This window comes from Marinobacterium marinum, from assembly GCF_013868415.1.
Classification (GTDB): domain Bacteria; phylum Pseudomonadota; class Gammaproteobacteria; order Pseudomonadales; family Balneatricaceae; genus Marinobacterium; species Marinobacterium marinum.
In genome coordinates this window covers 1-18,410 of sequence record NZ_JACEMT010000046.1, presented here as the reverse complement: position 1 = coordinate 18,410, position 18,410 = coordinate 1, and the positions used below count along the sequence as shown (strand labels likewise).

Here is an 18,410-nt window from a genome sequence, read left to right as displayed (position 1 = left end):
CTATGGGCTGAATGCTAATGGGCCTGCCATTATTCCAGATCCCCGGCCAGGGTGGTACGGTTGCGACCGCTGTTCTTGGAGGTATAGAGGGCCCGGTCGGCAGATTGAATCCACTCTTCGTGGGACTGGTGCGCGTTGTTGACCTCGGCGATACCCAGGCTGACGGTAAATGCGATCCGGTGGGGTGAATGCTCCAATTGCAGCATCTGGACGGCGTTGCGTACCCGCTCGGCAAAAATGGCTGCGTTATCTTCATCCGTATTGACCAGTAACACGCCGAACTCCTCGCCGCCGTACCGTCCCGTTACGTCGGTACTGCGTGCATGCTGGCGCAGCAGGTCGGCCAGGGTGCGGATGACCTTGTCACCGGCCTGATGGCCATAGGTGTCGTTAACCTTCTTGAAATGATCCACATCCAGCATCACCAGGCTTGACGGGGTCTGGGTGCGACAGAAGCGTTCATACTCCCGGCGCAGGCAGGACTCCCAGTGACCACGGTTGCTCAGCCCGCTCAGTCTGTCAATGCGGCTGAGCCGAGCAAGCTTTTCGTTGGCGGTACGTAAAGCCTCCTGGCTGATGGCAACGGCCGTCATGTCATACACCATGATGCCAACGTGCTCGACTTCACCGTTGGGTGAGGAGAGCGGGATCAGGGTGACATTCTGGTACATGAATTCGGCGGTGCCGGTAATCGGGTGGTGCGGCTTGAAACGGAACAGGTAGGAGCGTTCTTCCCAAGTGATGAATGCTCGGTTACGCAGCACAAAAACGCTGTTGAGCTTGCGTGTGAACCAGCTGTCGGGAAAATGGTTGAACAGTTCAGGCAGGCGTTTGCCGCAGGCTTGGGGGTCGCTGATGCCCGAGTGGTTGGCCATGAAACTGTTCCAGACCACTACGCGATGGTCGGTATCCAGAACGACCAGCCCGACATCCAGGTTCTGCAGCAGCCCAAGCTGCCAGTGAAACTCTTTTGCGGTCAGTTCCGGTTCGAGGGGCATCTTCATGACAGGTGGCTCATCAGCTCATTCAGTGTCGGAAGTGAATCTTCCGTCAGTAGAAACAGCAGGTTGCAGTCCATTTTCAGTCCTTCGATGCGGTAGTCGATATCGATGCAGAGAATATGATCTGAGCGTTCTCTGCGGGTCTGCCGGTTGTCGGGCAGACTCTCCAGCAGCATGGGGGAGCTTTGGCTGAAATTCAGGTCCAGTTGCTGCCCCAGGCCGTTGAGAAAAGCGCCGACCAGCAGGGTCGCTACTTCCATGGCAAGCTCGCGCCGGATCTGCGGGGTGATTTCGCCGTAATGGTCCAGCAGTTGAGCGAGCTGTTCATGATGGTTGCCGTTCAGGATCAGCAGTGCCTCGCCGGAAATACCGGGAGCGATAAAGCCCTGGCAGAGGGTGGTGACCGTGTCTCGGTTGACGGCCTGTTGCAGGGCTATCTCCAGCTCGGCTGAATCGACCAGTTTGATATCCGGCACCGGAAGCTCGATGAAGGTGTCGAGCAGTCTCGCCAGCAATGAGGCGGCTTGTCCCATGGCGATGTTGGCCAGTTCCTGATAATGCCCGTGCAGGTGGCGGGCTTGTTCGAGCGGCGAGCTGACAGCGGGTGGCTGGGAAAAAGGTAGTGACGAGGGTGGCGGTGCTGAATTGAGCTCTTCCAGCAGGCCAAAGGTATGCAGTGACCGGCTCAGGAGTGTCAGGTCGATGGGTTTGCGGATGAAATCCAGTGCGCCGAGTCGGCGGACGCGGGCGTGGGCTTCCGGCTGGATATCGCCGGAGACGACAATGGTCAGTACGGGCAGGTCCTGGCGCTGAATGCGTTCCAGCACCTCGTAACCGTCCATCAGCGGCATGTTCAGGTCCAAAAACAGCAGTGCGCCCTTGCCGGCCCGAATCGCTTCCAGTGCTTCCAGTCCGTGTTTGGCATGGGTGATCGCAAGATTCCAGGGCGCAAGTGCCCGTTCCATCTGCCTGCGTGCCAATTGTGAATCGTCACAGATGATGACGGGAAGAGGTCTGCCCACCCTGGCTCCTGCAACTCATGAATGTATTAACTTTTCAGAGTAGTCAAAAGCACCGAGGGATACAACACCTCGGTGCCGGTGTGGTCAGCCGGTCACACGTACACGTTTGGATGGTGCGTTGTCGATGGGGGAGGACTGCGCCCGTCGGCGTCGTTCAAGGCGAGCGTCGAAGACATTTTTCAGGGCAATCATCAGCCCCAGGCCAACGAAGGCGCCCGGTGGCAGAATGGCGAACAGAAAACCGGGGTAGTTGTCGAACAGGGTCAGTTCCCAGCTACGGGCGGTTTCGCCAAACAGCAGGTGCATGTTGCCGAACAGGACGCCGGTACCCAGCACTTCGCGCAGCCCGCCCAGTAAAACCAGTACCAGGGTGAAGCCGACCCCCATCATGAATCCGTCCAACACGGATGCCCGTACCGGGTTTTTCACCGCAAAGGCGTCGGCGCGGCCCATGATGGCGCAGTTGGTGACAATCAGCGGGATGAAAATGCCGAGAATCAGGTACAGCTCGTAGGTCAGTGCCTGCATCACCAGTTCGATGGCGGTGACAAAGGAGGCGATGATCATTACGAAAATCGGTAGACGCACGGTTTCCGGTACCAGCTTGCGGAACAGGGAAACGGTCAGGTTGGAACTGACCAGAACCAGGGTGCTGGCGATACCCAGCCCCAGTGCGTTGACGACGGAGGCGGTGACGGCCAGCAGGGGGCAGAGCCCCAACAACTGGACCAGGGCCGGGTTGTTGTGCCAGAGGCCATCCAGCGTGATCTTGCGGTAGTCGACACTCATTCTGTTGCTCCTGCTGCCTGAGTCTGCGCCGGGTCGGTAACCGGTGTCAGCAGACGTGTGCGGTGAACACGGAAGAACTCGATGGCGCGGGCGGCGGCTGCCACGATGGCGCGAGGGGTGATGGTGGCACCGGTAAACTGGTCAAAGCGGCCACCATCCTTTTTTACTGCCCAGCTGTCGTCGCCGCCGGTCGCCATGCGTGCATCGGAGAATGACAGGATCCAGTCGGATTTACTCAACTCGACCTTGTCGCCCAGCCCGGGGGTTTCCTTGTGACTGAGCACGCGTATACCGGCCAGTGAGCTGTCGGCATGAATACCGACCAGAAGCTCAATGTCGCCGCTATAGCCATCGGGAGCCGTGACCGGCATCAGAACGGCTTCGACCTGCCCGTTGCGGATGGCCTGGTAGACCTGTATCGGCTCCTTGCTGCCCAGTTCCGGGGCTGAGATCTGCATGGTGTGGCTGACCAGTTCGGGGTCCAGTGACCGGGGGACGATTTCGAACAGCGCGCGGGCCTGGAATTCGGCCTTGTTGTGACTGATGCGCGTCTGGGTGGCCAGTTGAGTAAAGGCGATAACGGCCGAGGTCACGATGGCGAAGAGGCCGATCGCGATGGCGTTGCTGCGAATGGCATTAAAAACTCCGTTCATGCCTTGCCTCCTCGTCCCTTGTTGGCCGTGGTGTGGCCATAGCTGCGTGGCTGAGAATACAGATCAATAAAGGGAGCGGCCAGGTTCATCAGCAGGACGGCAAAGGCCACGCCATCAGGGTAGTTGCCCCAGGTGCGAATGATGAAGATCAGAATGCCGATGCTGGCCCCGAAAATAATCCGCCCACGATTGCTGGTGGCGCTGGAAACCGGGTCCGTGATGATAAAGAAAGCCGCCAGCATCGTGGCCCCTGTGCCGAGGTGAAAGAAGGGGCTGGCATAGTTGTCGGGGTCGAAGCCGTAGAACATTCCGGCGCAGATCATCAGGGCCAACAGCATCGACAGCGGAGCATGCCAGGTGATGATCTTGCGGTACAGCAGGAAAATACCGCCCATGAGCCAGGCAGCGCTGACGGCATACCAGGCGCCGATACCAACGGACAACACCTGAGACTGTCGCCAAGCCTCCTCAGTGGTCAGGCCGCCGCGATGACGCAGTTCATCCAGCGGCGTGGCACCGGTAAAACTGTCGTACCACAGGGATTCGGCGGAGCCGAAAATGGCGCCCAGGGTGTCGACAAAGGAGGCAATGGGCCAGCCATCCCCGTTCAGGGCGAAAGGTGCGGTCCAGCGTGTCATTTCGACCGGAAATGAAATCAGCAGCAATGCATAGGCCACCATGGCAGGGTTGAACGGGTTCTGCCCCAGCCCGCCGTACAGCTGTTTGGCAATGACAATGGCGACAAAGACGCCGACCGCCGTGACCCACCAGGGAGCAAAGGGCGGTATGGCAACAGCCAGCAGTAGTGCGGTCACGAGTGCGCTGCCATCACGCAGGTATAACCCCGGCGGGCGGTGGCGCAGTTTCAGGATGGTGGCCTCAAATGCCAGCGCCAGCACGCCGGCCCAAAGGATTTGGATCAGCGTGCCCCAGCCGAAAAAGACGGTCAGGGCGGTGATGCCGGGCAGGGTGGCGATGAGCACCAGCCGCATCACATTGCTGGTGGTGTTGCTCTTATAGACATGAGGTGAACTCATTCGGATCAAAGACATGTCGGTACGACCCCATTAACGGTAAACGGATGCAACAGCATGACGTCAGTCCGGTGCATGCTGTTGCAGGGTTGTGTTCAGCTGTTCCGCCTTGTCGCGTGCGGTGACCAGTTGTGACTCCAGGGCGGTGCGCTCCTGTTCATCTTCGGTTTTGCCCAGAGCACGCTCCAGTTTGGTCACGGCCGCACGTGCCATGGCGGCATCGACCTTCAGTTTCTTGAGATCAACGCCCTGCGCGGCCGCGGCTTCGATTTGCATCTGCTCGGCAGCCTTGAAGGCCTGGTCTGCAGCAGCGTGGCGCTGACGTAATTCGGTCAATGCCTGTTCGGCCTGAGTCCGAGCCTCCCCTTCGAGATTCGCGAGGGCCGCTTCCGCCTTTTTCAGCTTGGTGCGCATAATGGACACCTGCTGCTTCAGCGCTTTCAGATCTGTCGGTGGCGTGTTGTCAGCTGGCGTGGCTGCCTGTTCGGCCTGCTGGTGCGCCTGATCGGCAGCCTCGGCTTTCTGTTCCAGTGTCGTAACGGTCGCTCTCAGCTTGTCGAGCCCCTCAAGTCCCTTGTCCTCGGCATTCTTGAGCGCGTCTCGAGCTTTTTTCAGCTTGGTGCGGGCCACGGCCGCCGCCGTTTTCAGCTGTTTAAGGTCGACATTGGCCGTTATGCCTGAGGCGGTGCTCGAGTTGGCTTGCTCCAGCGCGTGTTGAGCCTGATCACTACTGCCTTGAGCGGCGGCGACAGCGGCTTCCAGTGCCGGCAGGTCGCCCTCGCCGCTTTCTCGTGCGGTATTCAGAGCCTTCTGGGCTTTTTTCAGTTTGGTACGCGCCACGGCAGCGGCGGTTTTAAGTGCATTGATATCCAGAGCCGGGGCTGCAGTGGGCGTGTCGGCAGGTTCGGCTTTACGCGCTTTTTGTGCTCGAGCGGCTTCCTCGGCACGGGCTTTGCGGCGCGCTTCCTTTTCTTCCTGTTCGCGCTCCAGGCGGGCCTGGCGTGCCTCGAAGCGTTCGCGAGCGTGGTCGGCCTTGTGTTGCTCTGCCTCTTCGGTGCGAATTTCAGACTTGGCGAAACGGTAATACTGAACCAAAGGAATGCTGCTGGGGCAGACATAGGCGCAGGCGCCGCATTCGATACAGTCGAACAGGTTATGGTGTTTGGCCTTATCGAATTCGCGCCCCTTGGCAAACCAGTACAGCTGCTGCGGCAGCAGGGTCACCGGACATACCTGTTCGCACATATTGCAGCGGATACAAGGCTGTTCGGGTGGGGCGGGAGGCATTTCGTCCCGGCTGGCGGCAATGATGCAGTTGGTGGTCTTGATGACCGGAATCTGATCATGCTCAACCGTCATGCCCATCATGGGACCACCCATTACCAGACGGTAGAGCCTGTCTTCGTACACGTGGGCCGCATCCAGCAGGTCGGCGAAGGGGGTGCCGATCAGCGCTTCCAGATTCTGGGGCTGGGCCACGGCATCACCGGTTACGGTTACGATGCGTGAGATCAGTGGTTCACCGAAGTGTACCGCACGGTAGATGGCTGCCGTGGTGCCGATGTTTTGGCAGACGATGCCAATATCAGCGGGGATTTTGCCGCTGGGTACTTCCAGACCGGTCAGCAGCTGAATCAACTGACGCTCGCCCCCGGAAGGGTATTTGGTTGGCACTACGCGAATGTCGATATTCAGCTCACACTCCTTGAGCGCGGTGCGCAGGGTGCGAATGGCGTGGGACTTGTTGTCCTCAATGCCGATGATGATATGGCTGGGCTTGAGCAGATGGCTGATGACCCGAATGCCGCCCAGGATTTCATCGGCGCGCTCGCGCATCAGCATGTCATCGGCGGTGATGTAGGGCTCACATTCGGCGGCGTTGATAATCAGCGTGTTGACGATGTGGTCGTCGCCCAAGTGCAGCTTAACGTCGGTCGGGAAGCCCGCTCCGCCCATGCCGGCGATGCCACAGCGACGAATGTGGTCGATCAGGGCGCCGGGTTTAAGGCTTGTATAGTCCTCAAGGCCCTGATGTTCCTCCCATTCATCCAGTCCGTCGCTGTCGATGACGATGCAATCGGACTCCAGCCCTGAGGCGTGGGGCACGGGATGGGGGCCGATAGAGCGTATGGTGCCTGAGGTGGGGGCATGCAACGAAGCGCTGATGCGGCCGACCGGCTCGGCGATCATCTGTCCCTTGAGCACGCGGTCACCCACGTTCACCAGCGGGCTGGCAGACGTGCCGATATGCTGCTGCAGTGGAAGGTACAGCCGTTTGGGCAGGGGAGCCGGTCGGATCGGCGTGCGTGTGGACTGTTTCTTGTTTTCGGGCGGATGGATACCGCCATGAAATGCAAACACCTTACCCATCAGTGTGCCTCCTGTTGCAGGCCGCGCCCGCGGTCGGTGGCAATCAGGTTGCGCGACTCGGTGGGAGCCGGCCACTTCCAGTTGGTAATGGTGGTTTCCACCGGAATCATATCGATACAGTCCACAGGGCAAGGTTCTACACACAGGTCGCAGCCGGTGCATTCATCGGTAATCACCGTATGCATCTGCTTGGCGGCACCCAGAATGGCGTCCACGGGGCAGGCCTGGATGCATTTGGTGCAGCCGATACATTCATCTTCGCGAATGAATGCGATCATTTTGGGCTTTTCTTCACCGTGCTCGGCATCCAGGGGAATGGCTTCCACATCCAGCAAATCGGCCAGTGACTCAATGGTACTTTGCCCGCCGGGCGGGCATTTGTTGATGGCATCGCCGTTGGCGATTGCTTCGGCGTAAGGGCGGCAGCCGGGGTAGCCGCACTGCCCGCATTGGGTTTGCGGCAGCAGGGCGTCAATTTGCTCAACAATCGGGTTGCCCTCCACCCGAAAGCGGACGGATGCATAGCCGAGGATAATGCCGAAGACGACTGCCAGGCCGAACAGAATCAGGATTGCGGTAATCACTGTGCTCATCGCGTACTCCGCCTCAGAACTGCACGAGGCCGGCAAAGCCCATGAAGGCCAGCGACATCAGTCCAGCGGTGACCATGCCGATGGCGGCACCACGAAAGGGGACGGGAACATCAGCGACAGCAATGCGTTCACGGATTGCGGAAAACAGCACCAGTGCCAGCGAAAAGCCGACGGCGGCTCCGAACCCGTAGGCGATCGACTCGACAAAGCCGTTCTGCTTCTTGATGTTGAGCAGCGCGACACCCAGTACGGCGCAGTTGGTGGTAATCAGCGGCAGGAAAATACCCAGCAGCTTGTACAGCATGGGACTGGTTTTGTGTACCACCATTTCGGTGAACTGCACCACTACGGCAATCACCAGGATAAAAGCGATCGTTTGCAGATACTCGAGCCCGAAGGGCGCCAGCAGTGTGGTATAGACCAAATAGCTGCACACCGATGACAGCGTGAGCACAAAGGTGGTTGCCAGTGACATGCCCATGGCCGTTTCCAGCTTGTTGGACACGCCCATAAAGGGACACAGCCCCAGGAACTGTACCAAAACAAAATTGTTCACCAGCACCGTGCTGATCAGGATGAGCAGAAAATCAGTCATAGCCCCTGTCATTGCCTCGCTCTCTGCAGGACAAAAGGCCTGCAGAGCGTATTAGATTCTGCTGAATTTTACCGGATTTTGTCACCTCAGGGTATCACTCCAATGCGGCCGTCCGGCAACGGCAGAGCCGAAAACCGGCCCCTGGGGCCGGTTTGCTTCCTGCGGCGGGCGGGTCAGATGAACCCTGCCTGCTCGATTTGTTGCAGGAGTGCCGAGACTTGTGCCGCCGGTGACCGGTCTTGAATCCTGTCCAATGACAGGGTCAGGTCCGCCTGCAGGTCGGTTCGGTCACTCAGTAGCAGCAGTCCGGCGGCCTTGAGTGCATTTGCCTGATCTTCGCTCTGATCGGTCAGCGCCAGTGGCAGTCGACCACGGTTGAACAGCTGCTCTTCCAGTGTGAAAAGGAGCGTCGCGTATTGGTTGTCGGTGCCACCTTCCAACCGGATCAGTGCAGCCGTTTGACCACAGCGGCGTGCTCTCAGTTCAGTTGTGATGACTGAAGCATCGCGCAGTTCAACCGCCAAGGTATCATCGACTGCGGCTTCGACCATGCCGGCGGCGACGGTGGCATTGGTCAGGCGATCAATAATGATGAATGACCCGGTGCCCTTGTGGCGGTAGTAATTGTCAGCTATGACCGGTTTTTCGAGCTGAATATCAACCCGTGCAATTTCGTTCAGCCCCAGGGTGGTGGCCGGTGCCTGCTCCAATGTGTTGACGTCAATACGATGATGAATCGTGCTGACCGTACCAGCGGTACGGGTGCTGGCCAGCTTGATGTCGTAACTGCGACCGGGCACCAGTTCCTGTTCGGACATCCAGACCAAGTGGGCCGACAGCTGCGAGCTGGGCTCCGGCACCTGATGACTATGGACAATCAGGTCGCCACGGGAAATATCGATCTCGTCTTCCAGAGTCAGGGTGACGGACATGGGTGCAAAGGCTTCAGCCAGGTCGCCGTCGAAGGTTACGATCGATTTTACCTTGCTCGACTTGCCGGAGGGCAGAACGGTAACGTCATCTCCGGGGCGGACAATACCGGCCCTCAGGGTGCCACAGTAGCCCCGGAAGTTCAGGTTTGGACGGTTTACATACTGAACCGGGAAGCGCAGTTCGTCGAAGTTGGCATCACCCGCCACTGCCACGCTTTCCAGAGTCTGCATCAGCGATGCGCCGGTGTACCAGGGCATGTGTTCCGATGGGTTCACTACGTTGTCGCCCTTGAGTGCGGAGATCGGCGTGAAGTGAATATCCTTCAGGCCCAATCCCTTGGCGAAGTTCAGATAGTCCTGCTTGATGGCGTCGAAGCGCTCTTGGCTGAAGTCCACCAGATCCATCTTGTTGATGGCGACGACGGTATGCTTGATACCCAGCAGTGACACAATGAAACTGTGGCGGCGGGTCTGCACTTGCACACCATGGCGGGCATCGATCAGGATGATTGCCAGGTCGCAGGTGGATGCGCCGGTGGCCATGTTGCGGGTGTACTGTTCATGCCCCGGGGTATCGGCGATGATGAACTTGCGTTTGGCCGTGGAAAAGTAGCGGTAGGCCACGTCAATGGTGATGCCCTGTTCACGCTCGGCCTGCAGGCCGTCAACCAGCAGCGCCAGGTCTACTTCGTCACCGGTGGTGCCGACTTTCTTGCTGTCGTTCTGGATTGCGGCCAGCTGATCTTCATAGATCATTTTGGAATCGTGCAGCAGGCGACCGATCAGGGTGGACTTGCCGTCGTCCACGCTGCCGCAGGTCAGAAAGCGCAGCAGCTCCTTGTTTTCGTGCTGATCCAGATAAGCGTCGATGTCGGTGGCGATCAGATCGGATTGGTGTGACATTATTCTCTCTTCCCGTGTTCTGTCTGTGAAGCCTGTCCGGCGCGAACCGAGTTGCATCTGCGCGCGCGGTTGGCTGTCACGATGAATGCTGTAACCGCTTCTAAACTGAGGATCAGAAATATCCTTCGATTTTTTTCTGTTCCATGGAGCCGGCACTGTCGTGGTCGATGGCTCGGCCCTGCCGCTCTGATGTCGTGGTCAGCAGCATCTCCTGGATGATCTCCGGCAGCGTGTCGGCATCGGATTCCACGGCACCGGTCAGCGGGTAACACCCCAGGGTGCGGAAACGGATGTTCTTCATCATTGGCACTTCGCCGTCGGCCAGCGGCAGACGTTCATCATCGACCATGATCAGCATGCCGTCGCGCTCAACCACCGGACGCACCGCGGAGAAGTAGAGCGGTACGATCGGAATCTGCTCCAGGTGGATGTACTGCCAGATATCCAGCTCGGTCCAGTTGGACAGCGGGAAAACACGGATGCTCTCACCCTTATCGACACGGGTGTTGTAGGTGTTCCACAGCTCCGGGCGCTGGTTTTTCGGGTCCCAGCGGTGGTGCTTGTCACGGAAGGAGAAAACGCGTTCCTTGGCGCGGGATTTCTCCTCGTCACGGCGGGCACCGCCAAAGGCCGCATCGAATTTGTACTGGTTCAATGCCTGCTTCAGCCCCTGGGTTTTCATGATGTCGGTGTGTTTGGCAGAGCCATGCACGAACGGGCTGATACCCATTTCAACGCCTTCCGGGTTGATATGTACGATCAGGTCCATGCCGGCTTCTTCCGCCATCCTGTCACGGAACTGGATCATCTCCTTGAATTTCCAGGTGGTGTCCACGTGCAGCAGCGGGAAAGGGGGTTTACCGGGGTAAAAGGCCTTGCGGGCAAGGTGCAGCATCACGGATGAATCCTTGCCGATGGAGTAGAGCATGACCGGATTATCGAACTCGGCAGCCACCTCGCGGATGATGTGAATGCTTTCAGCTTCGAGCTGTTTCAGATGGGTCAGGCGGTGTTCCGGCAACAGGTTCATCATGCGACTCTTTCACTAGGTGTGATACACGGAGCCTCGCAGGGGAGGTCTCATAACTGAACGGCATTATGAGCAAGAGTTGTTAAAATAAAAAAGAATATATATTCATTCTTATATAGCTATAAGTAATATGAGGCAGGGGTGGGCGCGATGCCTGGTGTTGGTTGTTCATGACTCAAAATGGAATAACAAAATTATTAATTATTATTTTACGTTATAAAGATCGATCGGTAGCATGGCACTCTGTTTCAATACCCTGTCAATAACAAGGTTGACCTGACATGTACCAGTACACCGAAGTGGACCAGAAGCTGGTAGACGAACGGGTTGCGCAGTATCGCGACCAGACCCGTCGCTACCTGGCAGGCGAACTGCCTGATGAGGAGTTTCGTGCCCTGCGCCTGATGAATGGCCTTTATATCCAGCGTCAGGCCCCGATGCTGCGTGTGGCCGTTCCCTACGGTCTGCTGTCTTCGACCCAGATGCGCAAGCTGGCCCATATTGCCCGCACCTACGACAAGAGCTACGGCCACTTCACCACGCGCACCAATATCCAGTACAACTGGCCGACGCTGGAGTCGGTGCCTGACATTCTGGCCGAGCTGGCCGAAGTGCAGATGCACGCCATCCAGACCTCCGGCAACTGTATCCGTAACACCACCACCGATCCCTACGCCGGCGTGATCGCCAGCGAACTGGAAGACCCGCGCCCCTGGTGCGAGATCATCCGTCAGTGGTCTACACTGCACCCCGAATTCGCCTATCTGCCGCGCAAGTTCAAGATCGCCGTCACCGGCGGTCCCGAAGACCGTGCCGCGTCCCAGGTACACGATATCGGTTTGCACCTGGTCAAGAACGATGCCGGCGAGATCGGTTTCGAAGTGCTGGTCGGTGGCGGGCTGGGCCGTACGCCGGTAATCGGCAAGCAGATCAACCCGTTCCTGGCACCGCAGGATCTGCTGTCCTACCTGGACGCGATTCTCCGCGTGTACAACCTGAACGGTCGCCGCGACAACAAGTACAAGGCGCGTATCAAGATCCTGGTGAACGCCATGGGGATCGATGCCTTCCGTGAGCAGGTAGAAGCGGAGTGGGCCGAGATTCGCGAGTCCGATTTGCGCCTGTCCCAGGACGAGATCGACAAGGTTAAGGCGCAGTTCGCACCGCCGGCGTATGCCGCCGAGGCCGCCGACAGCAACCTGGATGCACTGCTGGCCCAGAACGATGACTTCCGTGCCTGGTACGAGCGCAACACCGTCGAGCACAAGGTGCCGGGTTACCGTATCGTCGTGGTATCGCTGAAGCCCTACCTGAAGGCGCCGGGTGATATCACCGACCTGCAGATGGAAGCCGTGGCCGACCTGGCGGACCGCTTCTCCTTCGGCGAGATCCGTGCGACCCACCACCAGAACCTGGTGCTGGCCGACGTGAAGCAGAGTGACCTGCACGAAGTGTGGAACAGCCTCAATGCCAACAACCTGGCGCGCCCGAACATCGGCACCCTGACCGACATGATTGTCTGCCCCGGTTTCGACTTCTGCGGTCTGGCCAACGCCAAGACGCTGAATATCGCCGAGCAGATCAACGAGAAGTTCGAGAACGTGGACTACCTGCACGACGTGGGCGAAGTGCGCCTGAATATGTCAGGCTGCATCAACGCCTGTGCGCACCACCACGTGGGTCATATCGGTATCCTCGGCGTCGACAAGAAGGGCGAGGACTGGTACCAGTTTACCTTGGGCGGCTCATCAGAAGCGGAAGCGTCCCTGGGCAAGGTGCTGGGCAAGGCGATCGCCGCTGACGAAGTGGCCAACACCATCGAAAAGATTTTGCTGACGTACATCGACCAGCGCGACTCCGAAGCGGAAAGCTTTCTGGAAGTGGTCCGTCGCGTCGGAGTAGAGCCGTTCAAGGAGGCCGTATATGCCGCTGATCATTGATCGCACCCCGGTAGCTGAAGACAAGTGGATCACTGTTGCAGAGGATCAGGCGATCCCCGCTGATGGCGCCGTCATCCTGCCGCTGGCGCAGTGGCTGGAAAACCGCGAAGCCCTGGCCGGTCGTGAAGTGGGCGTGCAGGTCAACGGCGACGACGACCTGGACCAAGTGCTGGCGCTGAACGGACAGGTGGAACTGATCGCGGTGGAATTCCCGGCCTTCACCGATGGCCGTGGCTTCAGCATCGCGCGTCTGCTGCGTCGCGCCGATTACAAGGGCCAGCTCCGTGCCGTAGGTGATGTAACCCGCGACCGTCTGGCCCATCTGGAACGCTGCGGCTTTGATGCCCTGCTGGTGCCGGAAGATCGCTACACGCCGGACGTGCTGAACGCCTTCGATGAAGTGAGCGTTCGTTACCAGGGTGGCGCATCCGTCACCCGTCCGGCCTATCCGCAAAGCTGACAAGGAGAACAGGAATGAGCATCGATCTGGCCGCCGCCAACGCCGAACTGGCTGGCAAGACGCCGCAAGAAATCGTCGCCTGGGCGATCGCCAACAGCGACCAGCCGTTGGTGACCACCAACTTCCGTCCCTACGAGTCGGTGATCCTGCACATGGCGGTGCAGGCCAAGCCTGACATCAAGGTGCTGTGGGTGGATTCCGGTTACAACACCTCGGCTACCTACCGCTTCGCGGAACAGCTGATCAAGGATCTGAACCTGAATATCGTCACCTACATCCCCGAGATGAGCGCCGCACGCCGTAACGTGCTGATGGGCGGCATCCCGGAGGTGGACGATCCTCAGCACGAGGAGTTCACTCGTCAGGTCAAACTGGAACCTTTCCAGCGCGCACTGGCCGAGCTGAAGCCGGATCTCTGGCTGAACGCCATCCGCAAGGACCAGACCGAGTTCCGTCAGTCACTGGATATCGTCTCTGCCAGCAAGGACGGTATCATCAAGGTAGCACCGCTGTTCAATTGGACCGAAGCGGACATGGACGCCTACCTGGCCGAGCATAACCTGCCCAACGAACACGACTACTTCGACCCGACTAAGGCGCTCGAAACCCGTGAGTGCGGGCTGCATACGCAGCTGTAATCCCACTCTGTCGTTGTCTTGTAAAACCCGCCGCGTGCGGGTTTTTATGGTTATAACCCTCCTCGGCTATTCATCGAGCCGGTTATGAACCGAGGTTGACGATCAGCAAGTCAGCCTTCACGTTGTTGACGAGTTTGGGTACTGAACTGAATAGGCGGCTAACCAGGGTGTGGTGATGGCCACATACGACCAGGTCAATATCACTGGTCTCGACCAGACCGGCCACCTTCATATGTAAATCACCGATGACTGACAAGGTGTCCGTTACGGGATAGCCACACTCATCAACAAGACTGTGCAGTTGCGCCTGTATGCGTTGCTCCTCTTTTGGGTCTTCCCTCAGACGGTCTGTTTCGACATAAACAATCGAAAGCTTGCTGTGAGCCGGTTTGGCTTGCTCGATGGCTTTATCGATAAGTGTTTTACTTGCGTCAGACAAGTCCACGGTGACCAGGACGTGTTGATAGCTCATTGCTTCTCTCCTGGTTAAAGGGTTAGGCATCTGACACAAGCTTAGCAGCTCAAGGGAGGCGGGGAGGCATGCAGCTCCCGATCTTCGTTTACGGGCGAGGCCTTCACAGGGTGCTTAACGGGCTTTTGACGCCCTGGGCGCCCTGTTTCAACACATGCGTATAGATCTCGGTGGTCTTCACATCGGCATGGCCAAGCTGCTGCTGTACCGTTCGTATATCCACGCCCGACTGCAGCAAGTGCGTTGCGAATGAATGCCGAAGGGTATGACAGGACACCGGCTTGCGGATGTCGGCATCTCGCGCCGCTTTTCTTATCAGTTTGTTCAGGTTACTCTCATCGTAATGGTGCCGGCGCAGGAGTTTGCCGGCAGGGTCAATACTCAGGCGAGAAGCAGGGAAGAGGTAATGCCAGCCAGACTCAAAGGGTGCATTGGGATACTTGCGAGCAAGTGCATCGGGCAACCACACGCCCGCATAACCTTCGCACATCAAATCCTGCTTGAGATAATTCTCTACCCGCTCTACCTGCTGACTCAGCAGGGGCAACAGTTCCTCCGCCAGCGTCACCAGCCGGTGTTTGCCACCCTTGCCGTTAATCACCCGAATTTGCCGATAGTCGAAATCGATATCCTTGGCTCTCAGGCGCACCAGTTCAATACGCCGCAATCCAGAACCGTACAACATGGCCGCCATCAGATAGTGGACGCCAGTCAGCTGTCTGAGAAGAGCGGATACCTCCTGATTGGTCAGCACGACAGGCAGCTTGCGCGGCTTGGAGGCCGTGCTGTAGCCGGACAGATCGCCCACCGTTTGGCCCAGAAATCTTGTTTTGAGAAAGACGATTGCGTTCAGGGCAAGCGCTTGGGTACCGGCAGATACATTGCGCTCAACAGCAAGAAAGGTCAGAAAGCGGATGATGTCTTCATCATGCAGGTGGCTTGGATGGCGCTTGCCGCTGTACAGAATGAAATACTTGATCCAGTAAAGATATGTGCTGATCGTCCGCCGGCTGTAGCGCTGGACCAGCATAAAGTCCTCAACGGACTTGAGAAAGGGAGATTTTGACATGAGCAACACCTCATCCATGAAATGTATGCAGATCGTTATACCTGCTGGGTGGCGTGATGTCGAGAAAAGTACCTTTTTGTCCGTACGCTCTGGTGTCAACCCATTATTTTTCAACGAGTTATGAAGCGGTGACCAGAATTAAAAGGTATACCCGCTAATAATTATTATGAGGTCGAAGACCTCATTAACAGGCTGTTACACGGCTCGAAATTGAATGCGCAGGATTTTGGAAGGATTTATATAAAATGATAAAAAGTTTTAGTTTTGATAACGATTATGAGGAAGATTTTGAATTTTCCTCTGAAGATGCTTTTTCAAAGATAACTTCGTATTCAATTTCTTACAATATAGCAACTCTAATCGACCTTATTCAAAGACAAGAACTTGAATTGGAACCAGAGTTTCAGAGGAACTTTGTATGGGATAAGCGAACTGCCAGTTTGTTTATCGACTCCCTATTAATTGGTTTTCCAACACCAAATTTATTCTTTGGCCGAAATTCGGCGAGAGAAGATTTTATAGTTATTGATGGGTTGCAAAGACTAAAAACAATCTATTTTTTCGTAACAGAGCAATTTTCTAATGGAAATGATTTTAGGCTTGTAGGGTTGGATGGTCGTTCATGGGATGGAAAAAGCTACAAAGACCTACCGCTTAATCTACAGCGTAGATTAATGAATTCAATGCAAAACGCCACAATTATAGATGATATTGATTTCAATCCAGAGATTGTCCATGAGTTATTCTATCGAATAAATACAGGTGGTATTCCTCTTACAAATCAAGAGGTAAGAAACTGTGTATATACCGGAAGTTTTAATAGTGTTCTACACAGGCTTAACACTTATCCTGCGTGGCGAGACCTTCTCGGTTCAGGGCCTCATATCCGGCTGGCTGATATTGAATTGATTTTGCGCATTATGGCCTTAATTGATGGCTATGAAGATTACCGCCCTCCAATGAGCCGGTTCCTAAGCTACTACCAGTCAATTAATCGTGATGAAGAGATGAGGGAAAATGTACAACTATTTCAACAGGTTTGTGACTTACTAGTTTCTGAGTTAGAAAGTGATAGCTTTAGAAGTAAAGGAGTGATTAAAAGGAATCTACTTGAAACAGTTTTTGTCGCTTTAGGGATTTGCATTAAGCGTGGGTATAACACGTTCGATGTCAGAGATGGGGTGTCAAAATTTTCTGCCATAATCGAGGACAATGGTCGATTGCGTTCTGCTACCACCTCTACAGCAGTAGTGCGGGAAAGAATTGATATTGCTCTTGATGTATTTAGGGGGTAATTATGAACTTCAATTCCCCGGAAATCCAAACGCTAAAAAGCAACTTGGATGGCAGTATCAGCTCTGCGGTACAACATCAGCCAAACACGTATGCTGCTATTAAGGTACAGGCGTTACTCGATATCACTGTATATGTATTGGCTTGTAGATTTCTAGAGGCTGCTGTTAAGCATGTAGTTTACAACTGCATGGTAATGAGAGGGACTAGTCCGCAAGATTTAGCCGACTTGTCTACTAGGCTAAAAAGGTTTAACAATCCAGAGTTCGCAAATATTAAGAGATTGATTGAAGATGAGCTTGGTTACGATATATCTAACGACATTAACACGGGCTATCAACCTAGAGATATCACATTTCTTAATGAACTGTGTCTCAATCGACACCGAAATGTTCATGCGAATGAAGATCCTAGAGACTGGTATAGTGCAAACCGAAAGACAATGGATAACTTTAATCAAGAGTACGCAGGCTTACTCAATATAGTTAGGTATTTAGATGGTTTAGTTTTTGATGGGGCGGCCAACAGTTATGTCTTGCGAATGGCCGTGTAACAAGTGACTGTGGTGTCTAGTTAAATATTTAAGCAATATTTTCGCCCCATCGTGTCTCGTTCTTGAGCATGGTGTTGAGCACCACGATCAGCTTGCGCATGCAGGCAATGATGGCCACTTTGGGCAGTTTGCCCTGGGCTTTCAGATGCTCGTAGAAGCGTTTGAATACAGGGTTACATTGGATCGATGACAGCATCGCCATGAACATGACCGTGCGGATACGGTGACGGCCTCCGCGGATGCGTCGCTTGCCATTCCAGGAGCCACTTTCGCGGTTCATGGGCGCGACACCGACGAGTGCAGCGATTTCCTTGCGGTTGAGTTTGCCGAGTTCAGGCAACTCACTGAGCAAGGTATAGGCGAGGACTTTTCCGACACCGGGCACACTGGTCAGGATCTCGGTTTTGACACGCCAGTGCTTGACCTGCATGACCGCTTCATCGATCTGTTTGGTGATAGTCTTTATCTGAGCTTCCAGCGAGCGTAGCACTGTTTTGATAGAGCGATGCAGAGCTTTGGGCAAGATCTGGAGACGGTTTTTCTCCATCGTCTGCATCTCAAGCAGCTGGCTACGGCGAATCAGTAAGTCCTTGATAAGACGAGACTGTTTGTCAGGGATTGGCTTGATATCGGGCTGTATAGTGGCCGCGAATTGGGCAATCACGCGGGCGTCAATCTTGTCCGTTTTGGCCAGTACTCCGATGGCCTGGGCATAGCGTCTGACACTGATGGGATTAACGACGACAATGGGCAGGTTGGCCTGATCGCAGGCAAACACGAAGGCGTGTTCATAGCGCCCTGTGGCTTCGACCACGATGCGTTCGATGTTGCGCTTTTTCAGCACATGAACGACCTTGAGGATGCTGTCTTCGTCGTTCGAAATTTGGAAATGGAGGTCCAGCGGATGCAGGACGATATCGAGTTTGGATTTGCCGACGTCTACGCCGACGTTGATGCTGATTTGGCTTTCTGTGTTCATGGTAATAAGCTGACTCTGCCTTGCTATGCGGGCTCGGGGCCCCGATGACTGTTCGAGTTATCGCTAAAGAGTCATGCAGCGCTA

At 56.0% G+C, this 18,410-nt stretch carries 18 protein-coding genes; 5 read left to right on the top strand and 13 right to left on the bottom strand.

The features are described from left to right. Positions 1–29 precede the first annotated feature (29 nt). From H1S06_RS08230 to cysD, 10 genes are all read right to left on the bottom strand, one after another. On the bottom strand, positions 30–1,004 hold the full coding sequence (locus H1S06_RS08230) for a sensor domain-containing diguanylate cyclase (RefSeq protein WP_255482959.1): 975 nt from the start codon (positions 1,002–1,004) through the stop codon (positions 30–32). Further along, positions 1,001–2,023: a response regulator gene (locus H1S06_RS08225; protein ID WP_328515324.1), complete on the bottom strand. Its 1,023-nt coding sequence runs from the start codon at positions 2,021–2,023 to the stop codon at positions 1,001–1,003. The genes H1S06_RS08230 and H1S06_RS08225 overlap by 4 nt, the downstream gene beginning before the upstream one ends. An 84-nt stretch (positions 2,024–2,107) precedes the next feature. After that, positions 2,108–2,812: an electron transport complex subunit E gene (locus H1S06_RS08220; RefSeq protein ID WP_181739060.1), complete on the bottom strand. Its 705-nt coding sequence runs from the start codon at positions 2,810–2,812 to the stop codon at positions 2,108–2,110. Continuing rightward, on the bottom strand, positions 2,809–3,465 hold the full coding sequence (rsxG, locus tag H1S06_RS08215; RefSeq protein WP_181739058.1) for an electron transport complex subunit RsxG: 657 nt from the start codon (positions 3,463–3,465) through the stop codon (positions 2,809–2,811). The genes H1S06_RS08220 and rsxG overlap by 4 nt, the downstream gene beginning before the upstream one ends. Next, positions 3,462–4,517 (bottom strand): electron transport complex subunit RsxD, encoded by a 1,056-nt coding sequence (gene rsxD, locus H1S06_RS08210; RefSeq protein WP_181739056.1) that lies wholly within the window; start codon positions 4,515–4,517, stop codon positions 3,462–3,464. The genes rsxG and rsxD overlap by 4 nt, the downstream gene beginning before the upstream one ends. Positions 4,518–4,562: 45 nt before the next feature. Beyond that, positions 4,563–6,869, bottom strand: coding sequence for an electron transport complex subunit RsxC (rsxC, locus tag H1S06_RS08205; protein WP_181739054.1), 2,307 nt, complete (start codon positions 6,867–6,869; stop codon positions 4,563–4,565). Beyond that, positions 6,869–7,462: an electron transport complex subunit RsxB gene (rsxB, locus tag H1S06_RS08200; protein ID WP_181739052.1), complete on the bottom strand. Its 594-nt coding sequence runs from the start codon at positions 7,460–7,462 to the stop codon at positions 6,869–6,871. Before rsxB ends, rsxC begins: the two co-directional genes overlap by 1 nt. 13 nt (positions 7,463–7,475) lie before the next feature. Beyond that, positions 7,476–8,057 (bottom strand): electron transport complex subunit RsxA, encoded by a 582-nt coding sequence (rsxA, locus tag H1S06_RS08195; protein WP_181739050.1) that lies wholly within the window; start codon positions 8,055–8,057, stop codon positions 7,476–7,478. Between the two features lie 173 nt (positions 8,058–8,230). Continuing rightward, entirely contained in the window at positions 8,231–9,892 is a 1,662-nt protein-coding gene (cysN, locus tag H1S06_RS08190) for a sulfate adenylyltransferase subunit CysN (protein ID WP_181739048.1), read from the bottom strand. A gap of 112 nt (positions 9,893–10,004) precedes the next feature. Next, on the bottom strand, positions 10,005–10,922 hold the full coding sequence (gene cysD / locus H1S06_RS08185) for a sulfate adenylyltransferase subunit CysD (RefSeq protein ID WP_181739393.1): 918 nt from the start codon (positions 10,920–10,922) through the stop codon (positions 10,005–10,007). Positions 10,923–11,203: 281 nt separating this feature from the next. Between cysD and H1S06_RS08180 the strand changes: the two genes are divergently transcribed. From H1S06_RS08180 to H1S06_RS08170, 3 genes are read left to right on the top strand one after another with little or no spacing between them, the layout of a single operon-like run. Next, a complete protein-coding gene (locus tag H1S06_RS08180; protein ID WP_181739046.1) occupies positions 11,204–12,862 on the top strand; it encodes a nitrite/sulfite reductase in 1,659 nt (552 codons plus the stop codon). Beyond that, the gene (locus H1S06_RS08175) at positions 12,846–13,322 is read left to right on the top strand and encodes a DUF934 domain-containing protein (RefSeq protein WP_181739044.1); all 477 of its coding nucleotides are present in this window, start codon (positions 12,846–12,848) and stop codon (positions 13,320–13,322) included. The genes H1S06_RS08180 and H1S06_RS08175 overlap by 17 nt, the downstream gene beginning before the upstream one ends. 14 nt (positions 13,323–13,336) lie before the next feature. Beyond that, positions 13,337–13,960, top strand: coding sequence for a phosphoadenosine phosphosulfate reductase domain-containing protein (locus H1S06_RS08170; RefSeq protein WP_181739042.1), 624 nt, complete (start codon positions 13,337–13,339; stop codon positions 13,958–13,960). 82 nt (positions 13,961–14,042) lie between these two features. On the opposite strand, the gene H1S06_RS08165 is transcribed toward H1S06_RS08170, so the two are convergent. Beyond that, positions 14,043–14,432, bottom strand: a complete 390-nt coding sequence (locus tag H1S06_RS08165; protein ID WP_181739040.1) for a universal stress protein — start codon at positions 14,430–14,432, stop codon at positions 14,043–14,045. Between the two features lie 103 nt (positions 14,433–14,535). After that, the gene (locus tag H1S06_RS08160) at positions 14,536–15,501 is read right to left on the bottom strand and encodes an integron integrase (protein WP_181739038.1); all 966 of its coding nucleotides are present in this window, start codon (positions 15,499–15,501) and stop codon (positions 14,536–14,538) included. A 245-nt stretch (positions 15,502–15,746) separates the two neighbouring features. Here H1S06_RS08160 and H1S06_RS08155 point away from each other — a divergent pair, with 245 nt between their 5' ends. Together H1S06_RS08155 and H1S06_RS08150 are read left to right on the top strand one after the other, a co-directional pair. Further along, on the top strand, positions 15,747–16,796 hold the full coding sequence (locus H1S06_RS08155) for a DUF262 domain-containing protein (RefSeq protein ID WP_181739036.1): 1,050 nt from the start codon (positions 15,747–15,749) through the stop codon (positions 16,794–16,796). Positions 16,797–16,798: 2 nt separating this feature from the next. After that, positions 16,799–17,347, top strand: coding sequence for a hypothetical protein (locus H1S06_RS08150; RefSeq protein ID WP_181739034.1), 549 nt, complete (start codon positions 16,799–16,801; stop codon positions 17,345–17,347). A 28-nt stretch (positions 17,348–17,375) separates the two neighbouring features. Here the strand turns inward: H1S06_RS08150 and H1S06_RS08145 are convergent, their stop codons facing one another. Next, positions 17,376–18,326, bottom strand: coding sequence for an IS110 family RNA-guided transposase (locus H1S06_RS08145; protein WP_181737915.1), 951 nt, complete (start codon positions 18,324–18,326; stop codon positions 17,376–17,378). Between the last annotated feature and the right edge of the window lie 84 nt (positions 18,327–18,410).

Bases quoted from the DNA above. Each gene is read 5' to 3' on its own strand.
- H1S06_RS08175 (WP_181739044.1), top strand. From the start codon at position 12,846: ATGCCGCTGATCATTGATCGCACCCCGGTAGCTGAAGACAAGTGGATC.
- H1S06_RS08170 (WP_181739042.1), top strand. From the start codon at position 13,337: ATGAGCATCGATCTGGCCGCCGCCAACGCCGAACTGGCTGGCAAGACG.
- H1S06_RS08155 (WP_181739036.1), top strand. From the start codon at position 15,747: ATGATAAAAAGTTTTAGTTTTGATAACGATTATGAGGAAGATTTTGAA.
- H1S06_RS08150 (WP_181739034.1), top strand. From the start codon at position 16,799: ATGAACTTCAATTCCCCGGAAATCCAAACGCTAAAAAGCAACTTGGAT.
- rsxA (WP_181739050.1), bottom strand. From the start codon at position 8,057: ATGACTGATTTTCTGCTCATCCTGATCAGCACGGTGCTGGTGAACAAT.
- cysD (WP_181739393.1), bottom strand. From the start codon at position 10,922: ATGAACCTGTTGCCGGAACACCGCCTGACCCATCTGAAACAGCTCGAA.
- H1S06_RS08180 (WP_181739046.1), top strand. From the start codon at position 11,204: ATGTACCAGTACACCGAAGTGGACCAGAAGCTGGTAGACGAACGGGTT.
- cysN (WP_181739048.1), bottom strand. From the start codon at position 9,892: ATGTCACACCAATCCGATCTGATCGCCACCGACATCGACGCTTATCTG.
- rsxC (WP_181739054.1), bottom strand. From the start codon at position 6,869: ATGGGTAAGGTGTTTGCATTTCATGGCGGTATCCATCCGCCCGAAAAC.
- rsxG (WP_181739058.1), bottom strand. From the start codon at position 3,465: ATGAACGGAGTTTTTAATGCCATTCGCAGCAACGCCATCGCGATCGGC.
- H1S06_RS08160 (WP_181739038.1), bottom strand. From the start codon at position 15,501: ATGTCAAAATCTCCCTTTCTCAAGTCCGTTGAGGACTTTATGCTGGTC.
- H1S06_RS08230 (WP_255482959.1), bottom strand. From the start codon at position 1,004: ATGAAGATGCCCCTCGAACCGGAACTGACCGCAAAAGAGTTTCACTGG.
- rsxD (WP_181739056.1), bottom strand. From the start codon at position 4,517: ATGTCTTTGATCCGAATGAGTTCACCTCATGTCTATAAGAGCAACACC.
- rsxB (WP_181739052.1), bottom strand. From the start codon at position 7,462: ATGAGCACAGTGATTACCGCAATCCTGATTCTGTTCGGCCTGGCAGTC.
- H1S06_RS08145 (WP_181737915.1), bottom strand. From the start codon at position 18,326: ATGAACACAGAAAGCCAAATCAGCATCAACGTCGGCGTAGACGTCGGC.
- H1S06_RS08165 (WP_181739040.1), bottom strand. From the start codon at position 14,432: ATGAGCTATCAACACGTCCTGGTCACCGTGGACTTGTCTGACGCAAGT.
- H1S06_RS08220 (WP_181739060.1), bottom strand. From the start codon at position 2,812: ATGAGTGTCGACTACCGCAAGATCACGCTGGATGGCCTCTGGCACAAC.